Here is a 23,940-nt window from a genome sequence, read left to right on the forward strand (position 1 = left end):
GGAGATCCTCCTGGCCGGCCCGACCCGAGTGCGCCGGACTGCCGTCAGGGCGCCACCGCGTCCGCTCCGGGCGGCTCCGGCTCGTCGTCGTGGGTCTCGGCCCGGCGCCGGACGTCCGCCGGGGTGGGGGCGGTGATCGAGCGCTCCTCGGCGGACCGCTCCCGGTCCCCGACCGGCCCCTCCGCCTTCTCCCGGACGTCGGCCGGGGTGGGCGATGTGATCGAGCGCTCCTCGGCGGACCGCTCCTGCGCCGGTTCGTCCGGCTGGGTCTCGTGGTGGTCACGCGTGGTCATGGTTCGCTCCCCTTCCGAGGCGGCTGCGGATGGACGACCAAGCGGGTGCCCGGAAAGTCCGGTGCCGAATCAGCTGGAACGGGCCGACGACCGGGGTGCCCGGGCCGCCCTGGCGCCTCGGCTCAGCGGCGGGAGGACCTCGGCGCGGCGGCGGGAGGACCTCAGCTCAGCAGCGGGAGGAAGAGGGTGTCCACGATCTCCTCCAGGACGGCGTCGGGCACCGGGGCGTAGGTGGCGAGGATCTCGTGGCGCAGCAGGTCGAAGGGGAGGGACTTGAGGCGGGCGGTGAGGCGGTCCGGGTCGACCTCGCCGCGGGCGGCGGCGCGGGCGTAGAGGGTGTCGAGGGCTTCCGCGCGGCCGGTGACGAGGGGGTCGCGCAGCTCGCCGGGGGCGGTGCCGGTCTGCTGGTGGTGGTCGGCGAGGTGCAGGTTCATCATGGTGATGAACTGCGCCCGGGTGGAGTTGATCTCCCGCATCAGGGTGAGCACGTCCCCGCGCAGGCTGCCGGTGTCGGGGGTGTCGAGGCGGGCCTGGCGGAGGGCGTGGACGAGGGCGGCGCGGACCAGTTCGTCGCGGTTGGACCAGCGGCGGTAGAGGACGGGCGGGCTGGTGCCGGCGCGTTTGACGACGGCGTCCACGGTGAACCGGGTGTAGCCGTGTTCGGCGAGTTCCTCCCAGGCCGCGTCGAGGAGTGCCTTCTCCAGTGCCGCCCCGCGGCGCCGCTCGGTCATCTGGGGACCTCCCGTTAGAAAGAGTTGCCTTTCTTATCCTAGCGCCCTACTGTGACCGCCGTAAGAAAGACGTCTCTATCTAAAGGTCATTGCCCATGAGCACCTCCCAGCGGACCGGCCCCGCCCCCGAGGCCCCCTCCGCCCCGGACCGGCTGGACCCCGCCGTCCGGCGGCTGGCCGTCACCCTGGTCGTCGGCGCCCTCGCCGTCGTCTTCGACACCACGATCGTCAGCGTCGCGCTCGACGACCTGGCCACCCGGCTGGACGCCCCACTGGCCACCGTCCAGTGGGTGGGAACCGGCTTCCTGCTGGCGGTCTTCGTCGCCGTTCCGATCGCCGGCTGGGCGCAGGGCCGGTTCGGCGGCCGGCGGTTGTGGCTGGCGGGCCTGGCCGGGTTCCTGCTCGGCTCGGTGCTCAGCGGACTGGCCTGGGACGCCACCAGCCTGATCGTCTTCCGGGTCCTCCAGGGCCTGGCCGGCGGCATCCTGATGCCGCTGCTGGCCACCCTGCTGATGCAGGCCGCCGGGGGGCGGGCGATCGGCAAGGTGATGGCGGTCATCACCGTGCCCACCGCGCTCGGCCCGATCCTCGGGCCGGTCCTCGGCGGTGCCATCCTCCACCTGGCCGACTGGCGCTGGCTGTTCCTGGTCAACATCCCGTTCTGCCTGGCCGGCCTCTGGCTCGCCGGGCGGAGCCTGCCCGAGGACCGGCCCGCGCCCGGTGAGCCCCGCGCCCCGCTGGACGCCGTCGGGCTGCTGCTGCTCCCCCCGGGCTGTGCCCTGCTCATCTACGGCCTCTCCCGGATCGACGGCCGCACCGGCTTCGGCGGCGCCGGGGTGCTCGCCCCGCTGCTCGGCGGGCTCGCCCTGCTGGCCGGCTTCACCGTCCGGGCGCTGAGCCGCCGGGAGGGCGCCCTGATCGACGTCCGGCTGTTCCGGCACCGCGCGGTGGCCTCCTCGGCCACCCTGCTGTTCCTGGGCGGCGTCGCCCTCTACGGGCCGATGATGCTGCTGCCGCTGTACTTCCAGCTGGTGCGCGGGGCGGACGCGCTCGGCGCCGGGCTGCTGCTCGTCCCGCAGGGCGTCGGGGCGCTGTTCGCCCGCGGGCTGGCGGGCCGGTACACCGACCGGATCGGGCCGCGCTGGGTCGCCCTCGGGGCCTTCGCGCTGGTCGCCGCGTCCACCGTGCCGTTCGCCTTCGTCACTGCCGACACCGGTGCGGTGCCGCTGCTGGCGGCGCTGTTCGTGCGCGGGCTCGCGCTGGGCGCGGCCATGATCGCGCCGGCCGGCGCGGCCTACGTCGGGTTGGAGCGGGCACAGATCCCGGACGCCAGCATCATCACCCGGGTCGCCCAGCAGATCGGCGGCTCGGTGGGCATCGCGGTGCTCGCCGTCCTCCTCCAGCACGGCACCGGCGACGCCCGCACCCCGGCCGCTCTGACGGCGGGCTTCGACCAGGCCTTCGGGTGGTCGGTGGCGCTCACCGCGGTCGCCGTCCCGTTCTGCCTGCTGCTGCCCGGTCGCCCGTCGGCCGCCAGGTGACGGTGCCCCGTGACGGCGCCCGGCGACGGCGCCCGGGCACGCCGGGGCCCCGCGTCCTCCCGGGGGATCCACCGGGAGGACGCGGGGCGGCGGCGCTCAGTGCTCGTGGAGGGCCCACTTGCTGCCGTCGACCCGGGCCGTGCCGGGCAGGGCGATGAGTTCGGGCTTGAACAGCGGGGGCGCGCCCATCGCGGGCTCCCAGGTCGCCAGCGACTCGTCCTGGGGGACTTCGATCCGCCGGTCCGCGGCGAGGTCGGTGACCACCTTGAGGAGCAGTCGCACCCCGAGCGGCGCCAGGTGGTCGCGCCACAGGCTCTGGGCGGTGGAGCCCGGCGGGACGAACAGGTGCTGCTGCGCGGCGATCGGGCCGGCGTCGGTGCGTTCGGTGAGGTGGTACACGCTGCCGCCGGTCACCTTGTCGCCGTCGCGCACCGTCCACCGGATGGCGTCCCGGCCGCGGTGCAGCGGCAGCAGGCTGGGGTGGTAGCCGATGGTGGCGACGGCGGCCCGGGCGCGGGTCTCCCGGCCGAGGAAGGCGTGGGAGTGCGCGGCGAGGATGATGTCCACCCCGTCGGGCACGTGCCGGGCGCGCAGTTCGGCCGAGTCGGTCCAGGGGATGTCCCGGGGGTACGCCCAGGAGCGCAGCCGGTCCCAGCACATCGCGTTGGCCTCGTCGGACTGCCCCTTGCGAAGCCGGGGGGCGGCCGCGCCGACGATCTTGTGTCCGCTGTCCAGCAGGGCTTCCGCGACCTGCACCGCGAACGCCCCTTGTCCCGATAGGTAGATGTTCATCCGTACTCCTGCGCTGGCTGGTCGGGTCTCGGTCGGTGTCAGGTCGTCACCCGGCTCCTTCCAGCCCGGCGCGGTCGGGCTCGAACCGCACCGGCATGGTGGAGAACCCGGTCAGGAAGTTGGAGCGGATCCGCCGGGCCGGTTCGGTCTGTTCGAAGCCGGTGGTGAAGTCCCGCAGGGCGGTGAGCAGTTCGGCAATCTCCACCTTGGCCAGGTAGGAGCCGACGCAGAAGTGCGGGCCGTAGCCGAAGGCCAGGTGCTTGTTGGGAGTGCGGCCGAGGTCGAACTCCCCGGGCCGGGCGAAGACCCGCTCGTCGCGGTTGCCGGAGGCGTGCCAGAGCGTGACGATCTCGCCCGGCCGCAGCCGCACGCCGTGCAGTTCGGTCTCCCGGCGGACGCTGCGCCCGAAGTGCATGGTGGGCGATGCCCAGCGCAGCACCTCGTCCACGGCGGTCTCCACCGCGACCTCGCGCCGCTTGAGCCGCTGCCACTGCTCGGGGCGGGCGGCGAGGGTGTGGACGCAGTCGATCATCGTGAGCCGGCTGGTCTCGTCGCCGCCGATGATCAGGCTGTAGCAGTTGAGCACCACGTCCTCGTCGGTCAGCGGCACGCCGTCGACGGAGCTGGCGATCAGCATGCTGATGACGTCCTCGCCGGGGGCCTCGCGGCGCTCCTCGACGAGGTCCATGAAGTACATCAGGATCTCGTTGCGGGCCATCTCGGAGTCGACCTCGTCGATGGACTCGTGGTCCGCGGAGAGCGCCGCCTTGGTGAGGCCGAGCAGGTAGTCCTGGTCCTGTTCGGGGACGCCGAGCAGGTTGGAGATGGTGGTCATCGGGATCCGGGCGGCGATCCGTTCGGCGAAGTCGCAGCCGCCGGACTCCACGGCCTCGCGGATCCACCGCCGGGTGTTGGCCCGGACGGTCTTCGCGACCTCGTCCAACACCCTTGGGGAGAGCACCCGTTGGAGGATCTTGCGGAGTTCGTGGTGGCGGTGGCCGTCGGTGACGGCGAGCATCCGGCCGGCCCCGGCGTCGCCGCCCTCCAGCAGGGTGACCAGCACGTTGCCGCGCTCGGAGGTGAAGTTCGCGTCGTCCCGGTAGGTGGCCATGATGTCCTCGTGCCGGGTGAGCACCCAGAAGCCGCGGCGGCCGTCCACCGGGGGGTTCCAGTGCAGCGGCGCGGTGTCCCGCAGGGTGCGCCAGAAGTCGTCGAGGTCACGGCCGGTGAAGGTGGCCGGGTCGCCCAGGTCCACGGTGGCCGGTGTCGGTGTCGGTGTCGGTGTCGGTGTCGGTGCCGGAGCGGGTGTCGGGGCCGGTGTCGGGGCCGGTGCGTTCATGGTCACCAGTCCGTGCGCCAGAACCGGCGCGGCCGGAACGGGTAGGTGGGCAGCGGCACCCGGTGGCTGGTCTCGCCGCGGTGCAGGGCGGCGAAGTCCACCTGCTGGCCGGTCACCCAGGCGGCGGCCAGGTCGGTCAGCGCCCGGGCGTCCCGGCCGGCCGGCACCAGCCCCTGGTCGGTGCGGGTGAAGGCGCCGGGGTCGACGGTCGTGGCGGTGGTGGTCGTGGCGGCCGGGCCGCCCGCCTCCTCGGACAGCGCGGCGATCAGCTCGGCGCGGCTGCGGACCACGGCCGCCCAGCGCCGGGGCATCACCTTGCGGCCGAGGTTGAGGCTGTAGCAGACGTCGTCCAGCCGCAGGCCGGGGTCGGCCTCCAGGCGCTCGCGGAGCCGGACGCGCTGACGGGCCAGCGCCTCGTCGTCCAGCGCGGACAGAGTGGCCAGCCGGGGCCGGCCCGCCTCCTCGGGGGCCCGCCCGGCGGGGGCGGGCGGCTCCTCCAGCAGCAGGTGGGCGTTGTAGCCGCCGCCGCCGATCGAGGTGATGCCCGCGCGGCGGATGCCGGACTCCGGCTCCCAGTCCGCGCCTTCGAGCTGCGGCACGAAGGGGGTGCCGGGGAGATCGAGGTCGGGGTTGACCTCGGTGAGGTTGATCGTCGCCGGGAGCTGCTTGTGGTACAGCGCCAGCGCCGCCTTGATCGCCCCGAAGCCGCCGGAGACCACGCCGCCGTGGCCCACGTTGCCCTTGACGCCGCCGATCGAGGTGGTGGCGGTCTGCTTGCCGAAGGCCATGGTCGCGGCGTGCACCTCCAGTTCGTCGGTCACCGGCAGGCCCAGGCCGTTGGCCTCGTACATGCCCACCGTGTCGGGGGTGACCCCGCCGACCTCCATGGCGGCGGCGATGCAGGCGCTCAGCCGCTCGGGCTGGGCCAGGCCGTAGGCCATCGCGCTGACGCCGTTGTTGTTGACGGCCGAGCCCTTGACCACGGCGTAGATGTGGTCGCGGTCGGCGACGGCGTGGCTGAGCGGCTTCAGCAGCACGGTGACGACGCCGCTGGACAGCGCGGTGCCGGTGCCGTTGGCGTCGAACGGGCGGCAGTGGCCGTCCTTCGACAGGATCCGGTTCTCCTCCCACAGGTGGCCGCGCGGGTGCGGCAGGCGCACCATCGCACCACCGGCGATGGCCAGGTCGGTCTGGCCGAGCAGCAGCGACTGGCAGGCCAGGTGCACCGAGTAGTGGAAGCCCGCGCAGACCGCGGCCACCGTGACGGCCTCGCCGGTGAGCCCCATGTAGTACAGGGCGTTGGAGGTCATGGTGTCCGGGGACCACGCCAGGCTGGCCTCGATCGCCTCGGGGCCGACCGACACCCGGTCCGGCGGGGAGCCGTAGAGCGCGGCGGTCTGCGGGTTGTTGGCGCCGTACATGCCGATCTCGGCCTGGAGGCGGTCCGGGTCGTAGCCGCCGTCCTCCAGCGACTCCCAGGCGCTCTCCAGGAACAGCCGGTTCTCCGGGGTCATCGCGGCGGCCATCCGGTCGCTGATGCCGAACACCGAGGGGTCGAACTTGTCGTAGGTGTCCAGCACGCCGCAGGCCCGGACGTAGAACGGGCTGTGGATCAGGGTCTCGTCGACGTGGATGTCGTCCTTGGCCAGGAAGCTGACGGACTCCCGGCCGTGGACGAGGTTGTCCCAGAACTGCTCCTTGGTACGGGCGCCGGGGGCCCGCAGCGACATGCCGATGACGGCCACGTCGCCCGGGTCGTAGTCCTGCTCGGGGCGGTCGGTCATGAGGGGCTCCTGCCTCGTTCTTCGTCGGGGGTGGGGGCGGCTCAGCGGTCGTCGGCGGAGCGGCCGCGCAGCGCGGCGCGGCGGGCGCCGGCGCGCCGGCGGGCGGACTGGACCACCTCGGGGGTGGCGCCGCTGTCGTCGTCGAGCCACCGGGCCAGCGAGGCGATGTCACGGAAGCTGAAGAGGTCGGGCACCCGGACCCGCCGGTCGAAGCGCCGGGTCATCAGCCGGGCCAGCCGGATCAGCAGCAGCGAGTCGCCGCCGAGGTCGTAGAAGGCGGACTGGACGTCGATGCCGGCCGGATCGAGGTCGAGCAGCTGGCCCCAGATCTCGGCGAGCGCGATCTCGGTGGGCGTGCTCGGGGCGCTCAGCGGCCCGCCGGTGTCGGCGGCCGGCGGCTCGGGGAGCGCGTTGCGGTCGAGCTTGCCGCCCGGGCCGAGCGGCAGGGCGGGCAGGACCACCAGGGTCGCGGGGACCATGTAGTCGGGCAGTTCGACGGCGAGCCGGGCGGTGACGGCGCTCTGCAGGGCGGCGTCCAGCCGGGGGCCGTCGGGGGCGGGGCCGTCGCCGGCCGGCACCAGGTAGCCGACCAGCCGGCTGCCCCGGACGACGGCGGCGGCCTCCCGGACCTCGGGGCAGCCGGTCAGCCGGGCCTCGACCTCCTCCAGCTCGATCCGGTAGCCGCGCAGCTTGACCTGGTGGTCGCTGCGGCCGTGGAAGCGCAGTTCGCCGTCGTCGGTGAACTCGACCAGGTCGCCGGTGCGGTACAGCCGCTCGCCGGGCGTGAACGGGTCCGGGACGAAGCGCTCGGCGGTGGTGCGCGGCCGGTTGACGTAGCCGTGGGCCAGGCCGGCGCCGCCGAGGTACAGCTCGCCGGGCGTGCCGGCCGGGAGCGGCCGCAGCTGCTCGTCCAGCACGTGCAGCCGGGCGCCCTCGGTGGGCGGGCCGAGTGTCGGCTCCTCGGTGGAGTCCTCGGGGACAGGCCCGAAGGAGCAGAACACGGTGCCCTCGGTGGGGCCGTAGGCGTTGAACACCCGGGTGGCGCCGGTCTCCCGGTAGGTGCGGTCGACCAGCTTGCGGCGCAGCGCCTCGCCGCCGAAGACCACCGAACGGAGCCCGGGCGGCAGGGCCCCGGCGTCGAGCAGGCCGTTCATCACCGAGGGGACGACGTTGAGGTGGGTGATCCGGTCGGCGTACCGGCTCTCCGGCAGGTGTACGGCGCTCTCCACCAGCACCACGGCACCGCCCCGGCAGAGCGCGTTGAAGATCTCCATCACCGACATGTCGAAGCAGACCGAGCTGGCCGCCGCGACCCCGCTCAGGTCGCAGCCCTCCAGGACGCGGTCCATCGCGGCGAGCATCGCCACGGCGCCGCCGTGCCGCACCGCCACGCCCTTGGGGCGGCCGGTGGAGCCCGAGGTGTAGATGACGTACGCGGTGTCCTCGGGCACGACCGGAACGGGCTTCGCGCCGGGTTCGACGGTCCCGCCGCTCCCGCCGCCGTCGAGTACCAGGACGGTCGGGCCGGGCGGGCAACTGGCCCGGGAGACGGGCGTGGTGAGCAGCAGCCGGGTGCCGCTGTCCTGGACCATGAAGGTCAGCCGGTCGGCGGGGTAGTTCGGGTCCAGCGGCAGGTAGCAGGAGCCGCTGCGCAGGGCGGCCAGGATGCCGACCAGCAGGTCCGGGGTGCGCTCGACGCAGATGCCGACCGGGACGCCCGGACCGGCACCGGCGGCGGTCAGCCGTTCGGCCAACTCACTTGAGCGCTGGTCGAGTTCGCCGTAGCTGAGGACGCCGGTCTCGGCGTACACGGCGGTCGCGTCGGGGCTCTTGGCGGCCAGTTCGACGAAGGCGGAGTGCAGGGTGTCGGTCACCGGTCGGTCTCCTCGGGCAGGCCGGCCGGCGCGACGGCGCCCAGGGCCAGGTCGGGTCGGGTGATCGAGTCGAAGAGCACGCTGCGGTACAGCGCGAGCAGTGCGGTCACGGTCTGCCTTTCCAGGTAGCTCGGTTTGAACTGGACGTGGCCGGCCACCTCGCCGTCGATGTCGGCCATCGAGATCTCCAGGTCGAACTTGGCGAGGTGCCGGCGCACCTGGAGCGGTTCGAGGGGCAGCGGGCCGTCCGGGGTGAGGGTCTCGCCGACGCCGTGGAAGAGCTTGACGGAGCGGGGGAAGGCCTCCGAGGACAGCCAGTTCACCACCACGTCGAACCACGGGGAGCGGCCCTCGGCCCGCGGCGGCTTCAGCTGGGAGGCCAGCAGGTCCAGGGGGTAGTTCATGTGCTCCAGCAGGCCGAGCGAGAAGGCGTGGACCTCGCGCAGCAGCTCGCGGAAGCTGCGGTCGGCGGCCGGGTTGGCCCGGACCAGCACGGTGTTGAGGTAGTAGCCGATCGCCGACTCCCAGCCGGGTTCGGAGCGTTGGGCGATCGCGGTGGCCAGGACGGCGTCCTCGGTGCCGACCGCGCGGTTGAGGGTGGCGAAGAACCCGGCCAGGACGACGGTGCTGATCGACACGCCCTCGCGCACCGCGAACTCCCGCAGCAGGCGGGTCTCCTCGGCGCTCCAGCGGAACGCGAGGTCGCGGCCCTCGTAGGTGACGCCCGGCGGCCGCTCCTTGGCGGACAGGTCGAGGTGGGCGGGCGGGTCGGCCAGCTTCTCCGACCACCAGTCCAGCGCCGCTTCGGCGGCCGGCCCGGCCAGCCACTGCCGCTCCCAGGCGACGAACTCGGTGTAGGGGGCGGCGGGCGCGTCGGCGGCCGGGCCGGCGCCCTGGTAGTACTCCTGGAGTTCGCGGATCATCACATCGGCCGAGGCCGCGTCCGAGGCGATGTGGTGGACCAGCACCAGCAGGTAGTGGTCGGCCGGCCCGCGGTTCAGCAGGACGACCCGCACCAGCGGCCCGTTGTCCAGGTCCAGCGGCCGGTGCCCGTGCCGGGCCAGCTCCTCGCGGGCCTGCTCGTCGTCCAGTCCGGAGCCGTCCACCACCAGGTACTCGTACACCGGCTCGTCCAGCACGACCTGGTACGGCCGGCCGCCGGCCTCCACGAACAGGGTGCGCAGCGCCGGGTGGCGGGTCAGCACGGCCCGGACGGCGCGCTCCAGGGCCTCGTCGTCGACGGCCGTGCGGATCCGGGCGGTGACCATGAAGTTGTAGGGCACGGCGTCCGGCGAGACCATCTGCATGAACCACAGCGAGGCCTGGCCGTGCGAGGCCGGTGCCAGCTCCAGGCCGAGGCCGTCGGCGCGCAGCTGCTCCAGGGCGGGGGAGTCGTCGGCTTCCAGCAGGCCGCGGGCGTCCAGTTCGTCGAGCAGTTCCTCGGCGTCCAGCTCGGACAGCTCGGTGAGGAAGGCGTGGTCCGGTTCGGCCCGCGGCGGGGGAGCGGGAGTGGCGGCCGGGGACGGGGCCGGGGCGGGGGCGGGGGCGGTGGCGGGCGCGCCGGAGGTGAGCTCGACGAAGTGGCCGACCACGTCGGAGATCGACCGGCCGTCCAGGAACACCACCGGCGACACCCGGTGCCCGAACAGCGACTGCATCCGGTTGACCAACCGGATCCCCAGCATCGAGTCGAGGCCGAAGTCCCGCAGGCAGGCCTCGGTGTCGAAGCCGCTCACCGGAACGCCCAGGGCATCGGCGAGTTCGGCGAGGACGATCTCGGCCACCGGCCGGCTCGCCTCCCGTTCGACCGGCCGGGCCTCGGGCGCCACCGTCGCCACCGTCGTCGTCGCGGCGGGCGGCTCGGCGGCCGGGGCCGGCGCCCGCGGCGCCGTCGGCTCGGTGTCGATCCAGTGGCGCTCCTTCTGCCACTGCACCAGCGGGGTCTCCACCAGCTCGACGTCGTCGCCGAACAGCGGGTCGAAGGTCAGCGGCAGGCCCCGGACGTACAGCGAGGCGGCGGCACCCAGCAGGCAGCGCAGGTCGCTCTCCTCGCGCCGCAGCGAGTTCACGGCGTGTACCCGGGCGCCCCGGGCCAGGGCGATCTCCTCCACCGCGCCGCGCAGCGTCTCGTGCGGGCCGATCTCGATGAAGGTGTCGACACCCCGGTCCACCAGCGCCCCGACGGTCTCGGCGAACCGGACCTGGTTGCGCAGGTTGTGCACCCAGTACTCCACGTCGGTGGCCGGGTTGACGGTGTCGGCCAGCGCCGTGGAGTGGAAGTCGATGACCGGCGGCAGCGCGGTGATGCCCTCGATGCCCTCCCGCAGCGGCGGGAGCAGCGGGTCCATCCCGGGGCTGTGCACCGGGCGCTCCACCCGGATCCGGCGGACCGAGACGCCGTCCCGCTCCAGCTCGGCCGCCAGGGCGTCGACGGCCTCCGGCGAGCCCGAGACGGCCGCGCTGGTGGGGCTGTTGACCACGGCGACGGCCGCGTGCGCGGCGTACCGGGTGAGCCGGGGCAGCAGCTCCGCCTCCGGCAGGTCGACCGAGATCATCGCGCCCGCGGCGGCCTTGCGTTCGAGCAGGTGCGAGCGGGTGACCACGACGCGGGCGGCGTCCTCCAGCGACAGCGCGCCGGCCACGCAGGCGGCCGCGACCTCGCCCAGGCTGTGCCCGACCACGGCGGTCGGCTCGATGCCCAGGTCGAGCCAGACCTGCGCCAGCGAGACCTGGAGGGCGAACAGCACCGGCTGCTGGAAGTCCATCTCCTCGTACCGGGCCTCCTCGGCCGGCGCGGCCAGCTGCTCCAGCACCGAGCAGCCGCCGGCCGCGCGCACGGCGGCGTCGCAGGCCCGCATCCGGCTCCGGAACCCGGCGTGGGAGCGCAGCAGTTCGCGGCCCATGCCGACCCACTGGGTGCCGCCGCCGGAGAACACCAGCGCCACCCGGCGGTCGGCGTTGCCGGAGACGCTGCCGGTGACCACGTCGGGGTGCGGGCGGCCGGCCGCGACCCGGGCCAGGCCGTCCAGGACGTCCTGCCGGTTGCGGGCGAACAGTGCGACCCGGTGGCCGTGGTGGGTGCGCCTGGCGGCCAGGGTGTAGGCGAGGTCGGAGACCCGCAGGCCCGGGTCGCGCTCCACGTGGTTGGACAGCTCGCGGCAGGTGTCGGCCAGCGCGTCGGCCGTACGGGCGGTGACCGGCACCAGGTGCAGCTGCTCGTCGGGGGCGCGGTCGCCGGGGACCGGCGGGGTGTGCCGGCCCCGGTCGCCGGCCAGGAACGGGTGGGCGGGGACGGGAAGTCCGGCGGTGTACAGGGCGCCGAGCGAGCCGAGCAGGGTGGCGGCCTCGTCGGCGCCGCGGCGCATGGAGGGCAGGGTGGTCGCGGGGAGGATCTCCGAGACCGACTTGAGCAGCAGCGGGTGCGGGCTGAGCTCGACCACCGCGTCCACGTCGTGGTCGCGCAGCCCGGTCAGGGCGTCGACCACCCGGATCTCCCGGCGAAGGTTGTCCGCCCAGTAGTCCGGGCCGAGTTCGGCGCCGTCGACGGCCTCGCCGGTGACCGTGGAGATCATCGGGATGCGGGCCGTCCGGGGCCGGATGCCGTCGAGTTCGGCCTTCAGCGGGGCGAGGACGTGGTCGACCAGCGGGGAGTGCGGGGCGTGGCCCATCCGCACCCGGTGGTTGGTGACGCCCAGGTCGGTCAGCCGCCGGACCAGGCCGTCGATCTCCGGCGGGGTGCCGGTGACCAGGGTGGAGCGCAGCCCGTTGCGGCCGGACAGTGTGAGCCCGCCGGTCAGGTACGGCTCGACCTCCTCGGCGGCGGTCATCACCACGATGCCCTCGCCCCGCCCGACCGCCAACTGCTGGAGCAGCCGGCCGTGGTGGGCGGCCAGCCGGGAGGCGTCCGCGAAGTCCAGCGCCCCGGCGACGTGGGCGGCGGCGAACTCGCCGACGCTCTGCCCGACCACGACGTCCGGCTCCACTCCCAGCGCGCGCCAGGCCTCGGCCAGCGCGACCTGGAGCGAGAACAGCAGCGGCTGGAAGACGTCCATGTCGTCCAGCCGGCCGTCGGGCGACAGCAGCTGGTCGACCACCGAGAAGCCCAGCAGCTCCCGCATCCGCCGGTCGGAGCGCATCATCGAGCGGCGGAACACCGGGAGTCCGGCCAGCAGTTGGCGGCCCATGCCGACCCACTGCGAGCCGTTGCCGGAGAACAGGAACGCCACCCGCGGCCGGCGCCCGACGGCCTCCCCGACGCTCAGTCCGTCGGCCTTCGCACCGCTGCCGAAGGCGTCCAGCTGGGAGCGGAGTTCGGCCAGGTCGTGGGCGGCTGCCGCGAGCCGGAACGGACCCTCGCCGGGGGTGCGGCGGCAGAGCGCGCGCAGGTCGGTGGCGTCGCGCAGCGCGTGGGCCCGTTCGGCCAGCTGCTCCGGGGAGTCGGCGGCCAGCAGCAGCAGGGAGCTCTCCGGGCGCGGCAGTTCCTCCACGGCGACGTGGCAGATCGCGCCGCCGAAGCCGAAGGAGCTGACGCCGCCCCGGCGGGCGTCCGAGCGCCGCGGCCAGGGCGTCAGTCGGTCCTGGACGGTCAGGTTGTACTCGTCGAACATGATCTGCGGGTTGGGCGCGCTGAAGTGCAGGCTGGGCGGCAGCACGCCGTTGCGCATCGACATCGCCAGCTTGACCAGCCCGACGATGCCGGCCGCCGCCTCCAGGTGCCCGACGTTGGACTTGACCGAGCCCAGCCGCAGCGGTTCGGTGCGGTCGCCGCCGAGGACGGCGCCGATGGCGTTGGCCTCGATCGGGTCGCCGAGCGGCGTCGCGGAGCCGTGGCACTCGATGTAGTCCACCAGGTGCGGGGCGATGCCGGCCCGCCGGTACGCGGTGCGCAGCATCTTCTCCTGCGCCAGCGGGTTGGGCGCCGTCATGCCGTTGCTCAGGCCGTCGTTGTTGGAGGAGCTGCCCTTGATCAGGCAGTACACCGGCAGGTCGCGTTCGAGGGCGACGCTCAGCGGGGCGAGCACCACCACCCCGGCGCCCTCGCCCCGGACGTAGCCGTTCGCGCGGGCGTCGAAGGACTTGCAGCGGCCGTCCGGGGCGAGCGCGCCCATCGCGTCCATGGCGGTGTAGTAGTCGGAGACGAAGCTCAGGTTCACCCCGCCGGCCAGCACGAGGTCGCTCTCGCCGAGCTGGATGGACTGGCAGCCCACGTGCACCGAGACCAGCGAGCCGGCGCAGGCCGCGTCGATGGCCATGCTGGGGCCCTGGAGGCCGAGGACGTAGGAGACCCGGTTGGCGATGATCCCGTCGTGCATGCCGGTCGCGGTGTGCGGGGTGATCTGGGCGTCCGGGCCGCGGTAGTGTGCCAGCGCCGCGTAGTCGCCCCAGCAGGAGGCCATGAACACGCCGGTGTCGCTGCCGAGCAGGGTGTGGGGGGCGATGCCCGCGTCCTCCAGGGCCTCCCAGCACAGTTCCAGGACCAGCCGCTGCTGCGGGTCCATCTGGACGGCCTCGCGGGGCGATATGCCGAAGAACAGCGGGTCGAAGCGGTCGATGCCGTCGATGAACCCGCCCCAGCGCACCGCGTCGTTCATCAGCTCGCGGCGGGCGGCGGGCACCGGGCCGACCGCGTCGCCGCCCTCGACCAGCAGCCGCCAGAACGCGGACGGGTCCGGCCCGCCGGGGAACCGGCAGCCGATGCCCACGATCGCCACCGGCTCCTGGGCGGGCCGGCGGCGCTCGTCGCCGGGGGCGGCTTCGGCCGCGCGCGGGCCCGCGACCAGGGCGCGGGCCAGCTCGTCCACGGTCGGGTACTGCCAGAGCCAGGTGGCGGGCACCTGCCGGCCGAGGAACTCGGACAGTGCGGCGGCCAGGGCCACCGACCGTCCGGAGTCCAGTCCGTAGCGGTGCAGCGGCGCCCGGCGGTCCAGGGCGGTCGGGGCCACGGCCAGCAGCTCGGCGGCGCGGGATAGCAGGAAGTCCGTGACGGCGGACAGGTCTCGCGCGGCGCGTTGTTCGGGCATGGCGACTCCCTCGGCGGGCCGGGTGGAATGGGCGGTCAGGGGTGGGGGTGCGCGTGGTCAATGGCCGTTGTGGCGTTCAGGATCGAATGAGAGCGCGGGCGGGCCGGGGGCGGCTGGGGCGCGGGAATCCGTGGCGCTGGTCGCTTCATCCGCCGTGGAACCGGGCGGGAACGCATGGTCGCTGAGGTGAGGGCAACGAGTATGCGGATTAAATGGGGCCGGATTGCCTGATGCTTACCTGATCTGCACACATCAGAGTGCCACCCTGTGAATGGTGAGACAAGCGCACTTTGAGGGCCAGCTGAGGCAGTGGCGTGTTCTGACCTCGAACGTGTCTGAATCATTCTCTTTGGGCGCGAAAAATGCGCAGAATCCTTCGGAATCTTTCGGATCACCCGGCCAAACCAGGCATCCTCGGCCAAGCCGGGCCACCCTCCCGCTCGGCCCGAGCCGCCGCGCCCGGCCGCCCGCCGGCGTCGGCCGCCCAGGTCAGCAGCACCCCCGGGGCTCGGGCGGGCGGCGGAGGGCGGGTCGCGGAGGATAACGGCTGACAGGTTCACGCGCACCGTAGCGAACCAGCCGCCCACGACCTGTCATCCGGAGCCCGCCGTCAGTCGGATGTCAGCCATCCGTCAGCGGACGGTCGGCCGGCGGCAGACCGTCCGCGCCCCAACGGAGGTGGAACGAGTGGCAGTTCGGGCCCGGGTGGGGTGGACAGCAGTTGAGTGACCACTGCAATCTGATCAGCATGGCAGTTGAGAATATTGAGACGGCGTCAGCCCGGCCCGGCCGATCCTTAGCCGAACGCCCCCCGCACCACCCGGAGTCCACCCCCCGCGATGCCCGTACCGGTCAGCACGGTCAGCACGGTCAGCACGGCCGACGCGGAGAGGGCGGAGCGGCATGACCGACACCGCGGTCGCGCCGCTGCGCCGACCAGGACTCGCCCTCGGAGTGCTCGCCGGCGCACTCGCCCTGGACGTGAGCGGTCTCGGGGTGCTCAACGCCGCCCTGCCCTCCGTCGGAGAGCGCTTCCAACTGCACGACAGCACCCTCCAGTGGGTGATGACCGCCTACGCCGTCACCTTCGCCGGCTTCCTGCTGGTCGGCGGCCGACTCGCCGACGTGCTCGGTCGGCGGCGGGTGTTCGAGGTCGGCATCGCCCTGTTCACCGCCTCCGCACTGATCGGGGCGGTCGCACCGAACATCGGGGTGCTGCTGGGCGCCCGTGCCGTCCAGGGCATCGGCGCCGCCCTCTCGGGGCCCGCCGCGCTGGCCCTGCTCACCGAGACCTTCCCGGCCGGCCCGGCCCGCAACCGGGCCCTCGGCGTGTACGCGGCGGTCGGCGCCGCCAGCTTCAGCGGGGGCGTGCTGCTGGGCGGTGTGCTGACCCAGTTCCTCGGCTGGCGCTCGGTGCTGGGGTTCTCGGTGCTGCTCGGGGTCGCGGTGCTCGCCGTGACCCGGATCGGACTGCCCGACGGCACCGGCCACAGCGGTCGGCTCGACCTGCCCGGCGCGGTGTCCGGCACCCTCGGCCTCACCCTGCTCGTGGTCGGCGTCAGCACCGACGGCGCCACCGCCTGGGCGGTGCTCGGCGCCGCGGTGCTCTGCCTGGTGCTGTTCGTGGTGTGGGAGAGCCGCACCGCCGACCCGGTGCTGCCGCTCGGCCTCTTCCGGCTCGCCTCGGTGCGCTCCGCCAGCCTGGCGGCCTTCCTCCAGTACATGGGCTCGGTCGGACTGCTGTTCTTCGCGCCGCTGTACCTCCAGGGCATGCTGCACTACTCGCCCTCGGAGTCCGGCCTGGCGCTGGTCCCGATGTCCGCCGCCGTCTTCCTCACCGCCAACTTCGCCACCGGCCGCCTGCTGGCCCGCTACACCCCGCGCACGCTGATGGCCGTCGGCCTGGTGCTGATCGGCGTCGGCGCCGGACTCTGGCTCACCACCCCGCACGAGGGCAACTACCTCCTGCACGTGATGCCCGGCCTGGTGATCAGCGGCATCGGCCAGGGCCTCAACTTCCCGTCGATGACCTCGGCCGGCCTCACCGGCGTCCCAGCCGAACAGCACGCCGTCGCCGGCGCGGTGAACGTCGTCACCCAGCAGATCGGCGCCGGCGTCGGCACGGCGGTGATGGTCCTGGTCGCCGCGACCAGCACCGACCAGCTCACCGGCTACCACCTCGCCTACGCCACCGCCGCCGGCGCCTGCGTCCTCGGCGCCGTCGTCATCGCCACCCGCCGCCGGGCCTGAACCCGCGCCGGGCGTGAACCCGCGCCGGGCCCGCCGCCGGCTCCGGGGAGCCCGTCGGGCTCCCCGGAGCCGGAGGCGGTTCCCTTCCGGATCTTCGACGGGTAAGAAGGAGTCCGACCGCGGTCCGCTCCCACGACCCGAAAGGCGCGCCCGATGACGTCCCTGCTGCTGTCCCGCCGTGACCTCGACTTCCTGCTGTACGAGTGGCTGGACGTGGCCGCCCTCACCGGGCGGCAGCGGTACGCCGAGCACTCCCGGGAGACCTTCGACGCCGCGCTGGAGCTGAGCGAGCAGGTCGCCACCCGGCACTTCGCGCCGCACAACCGGAGGAACGACGCGGAGGAGCCGCGGTTCGACGGGGAGCGGGTGCACCTCATCCCGGAGGTGAAGGAGGCGCTGACGGTCTTCGCCGGGACCGGGCTGCTGGGCAGCGCGATGGACCACGAGGTGGGCGGCGCCCAGTTGCCCTCCGTCGTCGCCAACGCCTGTTTCGCCTGGTTCCAGGCCGCGAACCCGGCGACGTCCGGGTACCCGTTCCTCACCGCCGGCAATGCCAACCTGCTGCTGGCGCACGGCAGTCGGGACCAGATCGACACGTATGTGCGGCCGATGCTGGAGGGCCGGTTCTTCGGCACCATGTGCCTGTCCGAGCCGCAGGCCGGCTCCTCGCTGGCCGACCTGCGTACCCGGGCCGAGCCGCGGCCGGACGGCACCTACCGGCTGTTCGGCAACAAGATGTGGATCTCCGGCGGCGACCACGAGCTGTCCGAGAACATCGTCCACCTGGTGCTGGCCAGGATCCCCGGCGGGCCGCCCGGGGTGAAGGGGCTGTCGCTGTTCATCGTGCCCAAGGTGCTGGTCGGCGCGGACGGTACGCCCGGGGAGCGCAATGACGTGGTGCTGGCCGGGCTGAACCACAAGATGGGCTTCCGGGGGACGACCAACACCCTGCTCAACTTCGGTGAGGGCGTGCACCGGCCGGGCGGCGAGCCGGGCGCCGTCGGGCACCTGGTCGGCGAACCGCACCACGGGCTGGCGCAGATGTTCCACATGATGAACGAGGCCCGGATCGGCGTCGGGCTGGGCGCCGCCGCCCTCGGCTACACCGGCTACCTGCACGCCCTGGAGTACGCCCGCAGCCGCCCCCAGGGCCGTCCGGTCGGCGCCAAGGACCCGGACGCGCCGCAGGTGCCGATCATCGCCCACGCCGACGTCCGCCGGATGCTGCTGGCCCAGAAGTGCTACGCCGAGGGGGCGTTGGCGCTGGTGCTGTACGCCGGCCGGCTGCTGGACGAGGAGCGCACCGGCGCGACGCCGGAGGACCGGGCCCGCGCCAAGCTGCTGCTGGACGTCCTCACGCCGGTGGTCAAGAGCTGGCCCTCCCAGTGGTGCCTGGAGGCCAACAGCCTCGCCATCCAGGTGCACGGCGGCTACGGCTACACCCGCGAGTACGCCGTGGAGCAGTTCTACCGGGACAACCGGCTCAACCCGATCCACGAGGGCACCCACGGCATCCACGGGCTCGACCTGCTCGGCCGCAAGGTGGTGATGGACGGTGGGGCGGGGCTGCGACTGCTGGCCGGGACGGTCGCGGCGACGGTCGCCCGGGCCGAGGCCCTCGGCGGGGAGGCCGGTGAGTACGCGGCGCGGCTGGACGCGGCCGTCCGGCGCGTCGTCGAGGTCACCGAACGGCTGTGGGCGACGGGCGACCCGGAGACCGCCCTGGCCAATGCCACCGTCTACCTGGAGGCGGTCGGCCACACCGTGGTGGCCTGGCTGTGGTTGGAGCAGTTGCTCGCCGCCGAGGGTGGCAGCGGCCCCTTCTACGAGGGCAAGCGGCACGCCTGCCGGTTCTTCTTCCGCCATGAACTGCCCAGGACGGAGGCGCAGTTCCGGCTCCTGGAGAGCCTGGACCGGACCGCCGTGGAGATCCCCGACGACGCGTTCTGAGCCGTCCGCCGTCCCTAGGGCCGCAGCGCGGCGTACGTCGAGGTGGTGAGGTACGCCGTGGTGAGGGCGGCGGCCTCCCGGAGGGCCTCGGCCCAGGGCGCGGGTGCGAGCCGGGCGGCGAGCAGGCAGGCGAACAGGATGTCGCCGGCGCCGACGGTGAGCGGCTGCCCGTTGATGGTGGGGGCGGGCTGGTGGAGCAGGTCGCCGCCGTCCCCGGGGACGAGCACGGAGCCCTGGGCGCCCAGGGTGACGAGGGCGTGGCCGTCGGCGGTGACGAGCTTGCGGGCGGCGGCGATCGCCCCGTGCTCGGCCAGCCCGGCCAGGCCGGACGGCTCGGGCAGTCCGGGCAGCTCGGTGCCGGCCCAGAGCGAGAGTTCGCGGGCGTTGAGCGAGACGAAGGCGGCCTGCTCGCCGTCGGGGACCAGCTTGTGGACCTCGGTCGGGTCGGCGGAGAGCAGCCAGAACGGGACGCCGCGCTCGCGGGCGGTGGCGGCCAGCCAGGCCAGGGTGGCGGGGTGGCCGTCGGTGCCGGAGACGATGACCGACGCCCGGTCGAACAACTCGGGCCGGGTGCCGAGCAGTTCGGGGGTGAGCAGGTCGAGCGCCTCTTGCCCGACGAAGTGCTTGTCGACGACCGAGCCGTCCACCAGCTGGGCCTCGAACAGCGGCAGCGGGGTCGGGACGGGCAGGGCGATCCGGTCGACGCCGTGGGCGGCGAGGTGTGCGGCCACGGCGGGGGCGAGGTCACCGGTGTAGTCGGCGGTGAGGAACAGCGGGTCGCTGCCGCGGGCGGCCATCGCACAGGCGACGTTGTGGATGACGCCGCCCCAGCGCAGGGCCGCGGGCGGCAGGGCACGGCCGACCGGCCCCTCGTGGAGGTAGTCGAGGGTGACGGTGCCTATCAGCAGGGGGCGCTTGGTGGTCATCGGCGGTCCAGTAGTTCGGCGAGGTGGAGGCTCTCGCGGTGGGCGAGCTGGTCGAGCTGGGTGCGGCAGGAGAAGCCGTCGGCGAGCAGGTCGGTGTCCGCTCCGGCGGCGCGTACGGCGGGCAGCAGCGAGGTTTCGGCGACCTGCACGCTGGTCTCGTAGTGGCCCCGTTCGGCGCCGAAGTTCCCGGCCAGCCCGCAACAGCCGTCCACCGCCCGGACGGTGGCGCCGGCCCGGGTGAGCAGCTCGCGGTCGGCGGCCCAGCCGAGGACGGCGCGGTGGTGGCAGTGCGGCTGGGCGAGGACCTGGGTGCCGGTGAGCGGCGGGGGCGTCCAGCCGGGAGTGTCGGTGAGCAGTTCGGCCAGGGTGCGGGTGGCCCGGGCGACGGCGGCCACGGCCGGGGTGGCGCCCAGGAGTTCGGCGGCGTCGCCGCGGAAGACGGCGGTGCAGGACGGCTCCAGCCCGACGACCGGGACGCCGGCCTCGGCGTGCGGGGCGAGGGCGGCGACGCTGCGGCCGAGGGTGCGGCGGGCGAGGTCCAGCTGTCCGGTGCTGATGGTGGTGAGGCCGCAGCAGAGCTGCCGCTCCGGGATCCGCACCCGGTAGCCGGCCCCTTCGAGGACCCGTACGGCCGCCTGGCCGACCTGCGGGGCGAAGTGGTTGGTGAAGGTGTCGACCCAGAGCAGCACCGGCTCGCCGGTGGCGGCCGGCCGGGGGCGGGCGGCGAACCACTGGCGGAAGGTCCGGGGGGCGAAGCGCGGGAGGCCCCGGCGCGGGTCCACCCCGGCGGCCCGCCGGCCCAGCCGGCCGAGCGGCCCGGCCAGGGCGCGGTTGGTGAGCCCCGGGGCGAGGGCGGCGAGCCGGGCCCAGTACGGGAGCAGGCCGAGCGAGTAGTGGGAGGCGGGGCGCAGCCGGCCCCGGTAGCGCTGGTGGAGGTACTCGGCCTTGTAGGCGGCCATGTCGACGCCGCTGGGGCAGTCGGAGGAGCAGCCCTTGCAGGCCAGGCAGAGGTCCAGGGCCTCGGCGAGTTCGGGGGCCTGCCAGCCCTGCACCAGGGTGCCGTTGACCATCTCCTGGAGCACCCGGGCGCGGCCCCGGGTGGAGTCCTTCTCGTCCCGGGTGGCCAGGTAGCTGGGGCACATCACGGAGTCCGGGGCGGGGCTGGGGGCGCGGCACTTGCCGACGCCGGTGCAGCGGTGGACGGCCCGGGTGAAGTCGCCGCCGTCGCGGTGGTGGGCGAGGGCGAGGCCGGTGCGCAGCGGTGCGGCGGCGGGGATCCGCAGGTCGGCGTCGAGCGGGGCCGGGTGCACCAGGACGCCGGGGTTGAGCAGGCCGTCGGGGTCGAAGACGGCCTTGACCGCGCCGAAGGCCTCCAGCGCGGCGGGGGAGTACATGTGCGGGAGGAGTTCGCCGCGGGCGCGGCCGTCGCCGTGCTCGCCGGACATCGAACCGCCGTGCCGGCCGACCAGTTGCGCGGCCTGCTCCAGGAAGGAGCGGAACACGGCCGGGCCGCCCGGCCGTTCGAGCGGGAAGTCGAGCCGGACGTGGACGCAGCCGTCGCCGAAGTGCCCGTACGGGATGCCGGTGAGGCCGTGCTCGGTCAGCAGCGCCTCGAACTCCCGGAGGTAGGCGCCGAGTCGGTCGGGCGGGACGGCGGCGTCCTCCCAGCCGGGGTGGGCGCGGCCGGTGCGGGCGACCAGGCCGGCGCCGTCCTCGCGGATCCGCCAGAGCGCCGCGGCCTCCGCCGGGTCGGTGATCAGCCGGGAGTCCAGGGCCCCGGCGGCGGCGATCACCCGGGCCGCGCCGGCCCGGGCCTCGGCCGCCGTGTCGCCGGGCACCTCGACCAGCAACCAGCCGCCGCCGCGCGGCAGTCGGGGCAGGGCGGCGGCGCCGCGCAGTCCGCGGACGATGTCGACGATGCGCCGGTCCAGGCCCTCGACGGCGACCGGTGCGCAGGGCAGCAACCGGGGGACGTCGTCGGCGGCGTCCGCCATGTCGGGGTAGCCCAGCACCGTCAGCGCGGTGGCGGCCGGGACGGCGGTGAGCCGTACCCGGGCCCCGAGCAGGACGCCGAGGGTGCCCTCGGAGCCGGTGAGGGCGGCCGGGAGGTCGAAACCCCGTTCCGGCAGCAGGTGTTCGAGGGAGTAGCCGGACACCTGCCGCCCGAACCGGCCGAGTTCGGTGCGGATGACGGCCAGCCGCTCCCGCACCACGCCGGAGAGCGCGGTGAGGGTCGGCGAGCCGGCCGGGTCCGCGCCCTTGCGGGCGGTGAGGCGTTCGCCGGCGCCGGTGACCACGTCCAGTTCGGCCACGTTGTCGGCGGTGCGCCCGTAGCCGAGCGCGCGGGAGCCGCAGGCGTTGTTGCCGATCATCCCGCCGATGGTGCAGCGGCTGTGGGTGGACGGGTCGGGGCCGAAGCGCAGCCCGTGGGGGGCGGCGGCCCGTTGCAGGTCGTCCAGGACGACTCCCGGGTCCACCACCGCCGTTCGGGCCTCCGGGTCGATCGAGTGCACCCGGTTCAGGTGGCGGGAGAAGTCCAGGACGACGCCGGGGCCGACCGCGTTCCCGGCGATCGACGTGCCGGCGCCCCGGGCCGTCAGCGGAACGCCGAGCGAGCGGCAGACCTCCAGCGCCGCCACCACCTCCCCGGCGTCGCGCGGGAACGCGACGGCGGCCGGGACGATCCGGTAGAGCGAGGCGTCACTGGAGTACTCCGCCCTGCGCCGGGTGGAGCCGTCGGCCCCGACCCCGGCGCGGCGGAGCGCGGCGGTCACCTCGCCCGGCTCGATCACGTCCCCAACCCCCATGTTCTATAACTTAGTTGTTCGAAGCCCCGACCAGCCCGACCCGTTCCAGCAACTGCGGTACGGGCAGTGCGGCGTGGAACTCCTCGACGGCCGCGGTGAGCCGCTGCTCGGGCTTCGGGGTGTCCGGGCGCCCGCCGAGCCACAGCGCGGTGAGCGCCTGGTAGACCTCGGCGGTGGCGGTCACCAGCCGGGCGCTCAGCCGCTCGGGACGCGGCCACTGGGAGCGCGGCGTGCCGTTGCGCACGGCCGCCTGGACCTGGTCGCGCAGTCCGGGGTGGAGCAGCCGCAGCAGCTCCTTGCAGACCGGGGTCCCGTGGAAGTAGAAGCGGTTCTCGTCCGGGGTGCCGACGTGGTCGATCAGCAGCGGACGGCGGTGCTCGTCGAAGCCGTACTCGGCCTTGCCGTCCGCGAGCCGCAGTCCGACCGCGTCCGCGTGGGTGGTCAGCACCCCGGCGACGGTGCGGGTCAGCTCGGCGATCCCGGCCAGGTCGCCGGGGGTGACCCGGCCGACCAGGGCCGCCTCCTCGGCGGTGACGAAGCGGTCGGTCTCCTCGAACTTGGTGGTGAACTCCACCATCGGGGCGGCCAGCCAGGGCGCGCCGTCGGCGCCGTACGGGGGCACCAGGGCCCGGTCCAGGGTGCCGGCGGCGGTGCGGCGGTGCACGGACGACTCGCGCGGCAACGCGTTGCGGTAGACCACCTGGAGCGGGATCATCCCGGCCGGGCCGGTGGCGGCGTTGCGGCCCGCGAGGTCGATGTCCAGCAGCCGGATGCGCAGCGAGCGCTCGTCGACCTGCTCCACGAAGTGGGTCGCGATGCCGGCCGCCTCCAGCAGCCCGAAGGAGTGCACGGCCATGGTGGCGGAGGCGATGCCCTTGCCGGGGATCTCGTCCGGCATCACGCCGAAGTCGTACACCGAGTAGCGGTCGGTGAAGGTGAGGATGCCGTCACCGGGGCGGCCGTCGGCCGGCGGGCGGAGGATTTCCAAGTCCTTGGTGGACCAGCGCTTCACAGGGACTCCAACAGATAGGGGCGGGCTCAGGCGGAGGCCGCGGACAGCGCGGCGCGGCCGCCGAGGGCGACGGAGAACTGGTCGGTGACCTGGGCCAGGGCGTCGGCGGTCGGCTCGGCGACCGCCACCGTGCCGTCCTCCCGCACGGTGATCTCGCGGTCGAGGGTGAACCAGCCGGGGGTGACCTGCGCGGGGCCCATCGAGGTGAGCACCGGGCGCAGCGCGTAGTCGATCGCCAGGACGTGCGCGGTGCTGCCGCCGGTGGCCAGCGGCAGCACCACCTTCCCGGCGAGGGCGTACTGCGGCAGCAGGTCGAGCAGGGACTTCAGCAGACCGGAGTAGGCGGCCTTGTAGACGGGCGTGCCGACCACGATCCCGTCGGCCGACTCGACGAGGCCGGCCACCGCCGCGATGGCGGGGTGCCGGGGGTCGGCGCCGAGCAGCGCCTCGGCCGGCAGCGACCGGACCTCCAGCGGTGTCACCCGGTGGCCGTGGGCGGTGAGACGGGTGCCGAGGTGGCGCAGCAGGGCGGTGGTGCGGGACGTCGCGGACGGACTTCCCGAGATGGACAGCACGTGGGCCATGGCAGATCCTCCTCCGAGTGGCGTGGCGGCGAAGTGA

At 74.2% G+C, this 23,940-nt stretch carries 14 protein-coding genes; 3 read left to right on the top strand and 11 right to left on the bottom strand.

Going from position 1 to position 23,940, the window contains the following annotated elements; genetic code table 11:
* Positions 1-44 precede the first annotated feature (44 nt).
* Positions 45-293, bottom strand: a complete 249-nt coding sequence (locus ACFWIS_RS31035) for a hypothetical protein (RefSeq protein WP_380462679.1) — start codon at positions 291-293, stop codon at positions 45-47.
* A 161-nt stretch (positions 294-454) separates the two neighbouring features.
* Positions 455-1,024 (bottom strand): TetR/AcrR family transcriptional regulator, encoded by a 570-nt coding sequence (locus ACFWIS_RS31040; RefSeq protein ID WP_380462681.1) that lies wholly within the window; start codon positions 1,022-1,024, stop codon positions 455-457.
* A 95-nt stretch (positions 1,025-1,119) separates the two neighbouring features.
* On the opposite strand from ACFWIS_RS31040, the gene ACFWIS_RS31045 reads away from it, so the two are divergent.
* Positions 1,120-2,565, top strand: a complete 1,446-nt coding sequence (locus tag ACFWIS_RS31045) for an MDR family MFS transporter (RefSeq protein WP_380462683.1) — start codon at positions 1,120-1,122, stop codon at positions 2,563-2,565.
* Between the two features lie 96 nt (positions 2,566-2,661).
* Here the strand turns inward: ACFWIS_RS31045 and ACFWIS_RS31050 are convergent, their stop codons facing one another.
* From ACFWIS_RS31050 to ACFWIS_RS31070, 5 genes are all read right to left on the bottom strand, one after another.
* A complete protein-coding gene (locus ACFWIS_RS31050; protein WP_380462685.1) occupies positions 2,662-3,357 on the bottom strand; it encodes a formyltransferase family protein in 696 nt (231 codons plus the stop codon).
* Between the two features lie 46 nt (positions 3,358-3,403).
* On the bottom strand, positions 3,404-4,612 hold the full coding sequence (locus ACFWIS_RS31055) for a cytochrome P450 (RefSeq protein WP_380462687.1): 1,209 nt from the start codon (positions 4,610-4,612) through the stop codon (positions 3,404-3,406).
* An 86-nt stretch (positions 4,613-4,698) separates the two neighbouring features.
* Complete coding sequence (locus ACFWIS_RS31060; RefSeq protein WP_380462689.1) at positions 4,699-6,480, bottom strand: beta-ketoacyl synthase N-terminal-like domain-containing protein; 1,782 nt, start codon at positions 6,478-6,480, stop codon at positions 4,699-4,701.
* Between the two features lie 41 nt (positions 6,481-6,521).
* Positions 6,522-8,354: an amino acid adenylation domain-containing protein gene (locus ACFWIS_RS31065; RefSeq protein WP_380462691.1), complete on the bottom strand. Its 1,833-nt coding sequence runs from the start codon at positions 8,352-8,354 to the stop codon at positions 6,522-6,524.
* Positions 8,351-14,374: an acyltransferase domain-containing protein gene (locus tag ACFWIS_RS31070; RefSeq protein WP_380462693.1), complete on the bottom strand. Its 6,024-nt coding sequence runs from the start codon at positions 14,372-14,374 to the stop codon at positions 8,351-8,353. The genes ACFWIS_RS31065 and ACFWIS_RS31070 overlap by 4 nt, the downstream gene beginning before the upstream one ends.
* A gap of 903 nt (positions 14,375-15,277) precedes the next feature.
* On the opposite strand from ACFWIS_RS31070, the gene ACFWIS_RS31075 reads away from it, so the two are divergent.
* Positions 15,278-16,624, top strand: a complete 1,347-nt coding sequence (locus ACFWIS_RS31075; RefSeq protein ID WP_380462695.1) for an MFS transporter — start codon at positions 15,278-15,280, stop codon at positions 16,622-16,624.
* Positions 16,625-16,777: 153 nt separating this feature from the next.
* Positions 16,778-18,574: an acyl-CoA dehydrogenase gene (locus tag ACFWIS_RS31080; protein WP_380462773.1), complete on the top strand. Its 1,797-nt coding sequence runs from the start codon at positions 16,778-16,780 to the stop codon at positions 18,572-18,574.
* Between the two features lie 14 nt (positions 18,575-18,588).
* On the opposite strand, the gene ACFWIS_RS31085 is transcribed toward ACFWIS_RS31080, so the two are convergent.
* The 4 genes from ACFWIS_RS31085 to ssuE are packed head-to-tail and all read right to left on the bottom strand — an operon-like array spanning position 18,589 to position 23,903.
* On the bottom strand, positions 18,589-19,500 hold the full coding sequence (locus ACFWIS_RS31085) for a PfkB family carbohydrate kinase (RefSeq protein ID WP_380462775.1): 912 nt from the start codon (positions 19,498-19,500) through the stop codon (positions 18,589-18,591).
* On the bottom strand, positions 19,497-22,307 hold the full coding sequence (locus ACFWIS_RS31090; RefSeq protein WP_380462777.1) for an FAD-binding and (Fe-S)-binding domain-containing protein: 2,811 nt from the start codon (positions 22,305-22,307) through the stop codon (positions 19,497-19,499). Before ACFWIS_RS31090 ends, ACFWIS_RS31085 begins: the two co-directional genes overlap by 4 nt.
* A 10-nt stretch (positions 22,308-22,317) precedes the next feature.
* The gene (locus tag ACFWIS_RS31095; RefSeq protein WP_380462779.1) at positions 22,318-23,319 is read right to left on the bottom strand and encodes a phosphoribosylaminoimidazolesuccinocarboxamide synthase; all 1,002 of its coding nucleotides are present in this window, start codon (positions 23,317-23,319) and stop codon (positions 22,318-22,320) included.
* Between the two features lie 26 nt (positions 23,320-23,345).
* Positions 23,346-23,903, bottom strand: a complete 558-nt coding sequence (ssuE, locus tag ACFWIS_RS31100) for an NADPH-dependent FMN reductase (protein WP_380462781.1) — start codon at positions 23,901-23,903, stop codon at positions 23,346-23,348.
* Positions 23,904-23,940: the final 37 nt, after the last annotated feature.

Source organism: Kitasatospora sp. NPDC127060, from assembly GCF_042724935.1.
Taxonomy (GTDB): domain Bacteria; phylum Actinomycetota; class Actinomycetes; order Streptomycetales; family Streptomycetaceae; genus Kitasatospora.